This is a genomic window from Fulvimarina thalattae (assembly GCF_040239565.1).
In the GTDB taxonomy this organism is placed as follows: domain Bacteria; phylum Pseudomonadota; class Alphaproteobacteria; order Rhizobiales; family Rhizobiaceae; genus Fulvimarina.
In genome coordinates this window covers 1-2,684 of record NZ_JBEHWS010000052.1, presented here as the reverse complement: position 1 = coordinate 2,684, position 2,684 = coordinate 1, and the positions used below count along the sequence as shown (strand labels likewise).

General features: G+C 60.7%; 6 protein-coding genes and 1 pseudogene. 5 read left to right on the top strand and 2 right to left on the bottom strand.

Annotated elements, in window-relative coordinates; genetic code table 11:
• Positions 1–302 precede the first annotated feature (302 nt).
• The 5 genes from ABRA89_RS20265 (at position 303) to ABRA89_RS20245 (ending at position 1,814) form a co-directional block, all read left to right on the top strand.
• Complete coding sequence (locus ABRA89_RS20265; protein WP_349943314.1) at positions 303–668, top strand: tyrosine-type recombinase/integrase; 366 nt, start codon at positions 303–305, stop codon at positions 666–668.
• Complete coding sequence (locus tag ABRA89_RS20260; RefSeq protein WP_349943313.1) at positions 665–877, top strand: hypothetical protein; 213 nt, start codon at positions 665–667, stop codon at positions 875–877. The genes ABRA89_RS20265 and ABRA89_RS20260 overlap by 4 nt, the downstream gene beginning before the upstream one ends.
• A 67-nt stretch (positions 878–944) precedes the next feature.
• Positions 945–1,211: an antitoxin gene (locus ABRA89_RS20255; protein WP_349943312.1), complete on the top strand. Its 267-nt coding sequence runs from the start codon at positions 945–947 to the stop codon at positions 1,209–1,211.
• Between the two features lie 8 nt (positions 1,212–1,219).
• Positions 1,220–1,522 carry a type II toxin-antitoxin system RelE/ParE family toxin gene (locus ABRA89_RS20250; protein WP_349943311.1) on the top strand — a complete coding sequence of 101 codons (303 nt, stop codon included), beginning with the start codon at positions 1,220–1,222 and terminating at the stop codon, positions 1,520–1,522.
• Positions 1,523–1,676: 154 nt separating this feature from the next.
• Entirely contained in the window at positions 1,677–1,814 is a 138-nt protein-coding gene (locus ABRA89_RS20245) for a hypothetical protein (RefSeq protein ID WP_349943310.1), read from the top strand.
• Positions 1,815–1,865: 51 nt separating this feature from the next.
• On the opposite strand, the gene ABRA89_RS20240 is transcribed toward ABRA89_RS20245, so the two are convergent.
• Positions 1,866–2,258, bottom strand: coding sequence for a hypothetical protein (locus tag ABRA89_RS20240; protein WP_349943309.1), 393 nt, complete (start codon positions 2,256–2,258; stop codon positions 1,866–1,868).
• A gap of 304 nt (positions 2,259–2,562) precedes the next feature.
• Positions 2,563–2,684: pseudogene (locus tag ABRA89_RS20235) on the bottom strand (IS6 family transposase); the annotation flags it as partial.

Genomic DNA, 2,684 nt, shown 5'->3' with positions numbered 1-2,684 from the left:
TGAGCGGCGAGTGGACGGTCCATAGCCAGAACGACCTCCTCGCGCAGATCTTCGGGCTTCAAAAAGTTAACAGAGCTTGAAAACAGCAAGCCAGGCGGGGCTTCCACGCCCCGACCCGAAAATGGCGACAAGCCCTGAAATCGACCAGGCCGCCATTGAGGCGGCCATTGAGCGTTTCCGGGCTCTGGGCGAGACCGACTGGATCAGCGCCGATCCCGTACCGCGCGATCGGCTTCCTGAACGGCCTCACGAGGGAGCCTTGGAAACCCATCAGCTCGTCGAGAGATTGAATTGAGCCTTCAATGTCGGAGCTGATCGATCCCGCCGGCAACCGCCTGTATCTGACCGCGACCGAGCGCGCCGCCTTCCTCAAGGCGGCCGAGAAGGCCGAGCGGGAAATCCGCTCCTTCTGCGAGGTGCTGCATTTCACCGGCTGCCGGATCTCCGAGGCGCTGGCCCTGACCGTCGGCCGCGCCGATGTCGACGGCCAAGCGCTCGTCTTCGAAACTCTCAAGAAGCGAAAGAGCGGCGTCTATAGGGCCGGGCCGGTGCCGCCCCGGGTGATCCATACCCTGAGCCTCGTCCACGCCGTCAGGGAGCACCGTGAGAAGCGGTCGAAGGAAAAGCTCTGGTCCTCTACAGCCGGACGACGGCCTGGCGCGACGTGAAGGCTGTTATAGCGGCCGCAGGCCTTGAGGGACCGCAGGCAGTTCTCAGGGGCCTGCGCCACGGATATGGGGTCGCGGCGATCGGCGCGGCGGTGCCTCTCAACATGCTGTCGAAATGGATGGGCCACGCCACCATCGAGACGACGGCGATCTACGCCAACCCCCTCGGAGAGGAACAACGCTCGATCGCCGAGAGCATGTGGAGTTGAGCTGCGAAAGCCATGAACCTGCCCAACAAATGTTGTCTTGTGGGTCTGGCATCGTTATGTTCATCGCATGCCCAGACTCTCGATCGACGTCACCCCTGAAGAGCACCGCAAGCTGAAGGCAATCGCTGCGCTGAGCGGTGAAAGCCTGAAGGATTACGTCTTGAAGCGCACGCTGGGCGACACTCCGGGCCTCGACACCATGGAAGAGGACGAGGCGGTGGCTGCTCTGGCGAATTTCCTCAAGCCTCGGATCGACGAAGCACGTCAGGGCAAACTGTCGACAAAGACGATGGCCGACATCCGAGGCGAAGCGCGTGAAGAGGCCGGGCGCTAGCGAACGTCATGCCGTCCTACGATCTCACGCTTGCCGCCGAAGAGGACTTGCGCGGCATCTGGCGCTACACCTTCGAGACGTGGGGCCTCGACCAAGCCGAAACCTATTTCGACCGGATCGAAGCATGTTGCGATGCCGTCGGGGACAAGCGTGCGCGCTCGAAAACCTTGGCCGGTCTTCCGGACGGTGTCCGTCTCCACCGCTGCGAACATCACTATCTCGTCTTTCTGGACGATCCTCGCCCGATCATCATCGCCATCCTGCATGAACGGATGGATGTGATACAGCGTCTGAAAGACCGGATTGGATAGGACGCTGAGGTAGCCGATCTGGGCTCCCGCGCGACATTCCGACCGGCCCTCAACAGCAGGGGCGGAATGGCGCGCAGCCGACCGGCGGGCGGCTTGTGGATAGACCACGCCGCAATCGAGACGACGGCACTATGTCGATGGAAACTTGAAGACCATGACCGACAAACGCAGGACGCAGCGATCGTTCAAAGTGGCGACCATGCCTGACGATCTGGGCGCTTTGCTGGATCAAGGGATCGAGGACTATTTGAAAAGCGTCACGTCGCAGCGCCGAGAAAGCTCATCGAAGTGATGAAAGCGGTGCCTTCACTCTGGCCCTTCACGAAGGCGTGACGTTGCGCTCTTATCGGGCGACCTCGCCACTGAAATCGCATCCGGCTCCATGCCAGTAGGAGCAGCTTCCCAGCTCTTCGATCGTCAGGCGATCACCCGTCCGGGACATGCGAAGCCGACAGACCGGAGCCTCGGGCTGTTTCGGATCGTAGCTCTCGCCGACAAGGGTCGAACCATCGGGCTTGCCGTATACCGTCACGTTCCCGACGCACTGGCGGGGAAGCACGACGGTCACGTCAGCGACCAGGAATTCCGGCTTGGCGCTGCCCCTACGAATGTCAGCCTCCAGAAAATACCCCTGTTCCTTCTGAACCCATTTACCGAGGAGATCATCGCCGGCGGCCGAAGCGGGAACGGCTGATAGGAGCATGGCCGGAAGGAGAATAAACGTCGATAATTTCACGGGTCGAAAGCCAATCATGAGCTTGTGTGTGGGGACGGATGTTCGGCGTTCTCAACGCCGGCCCCGCTGTTTTCAAGACGCCTGCGGGCTCGCGCAACGACCTCATGAACGTGAGCCATGACGGAAGGATCGTTGCTGGCCTCTCCTTGGGCGTATAGCAATTTTAAGCACAGCGCGCGGGAGACCCGTTTAGCCCGATTCCTTCAGACTTTGGTAAGCTTTTGGAGCCCGAAGATATGCGCGACAAGAGGGCTTGTCGCAACTTTGGGCTTCGGCCGAAAGAGCCCCGTTCGGTCTGAAATCTTCAGACTTTGTTAACTTTTTGAAGCCCGAAGATCTGCGCGACGAGATCGTTCTGGCTATGAACGGTCCACTCGCCGGCGAAGCCGAAACCCTTCTTCAGCCAGAGCATCGCCTCGAACCCCT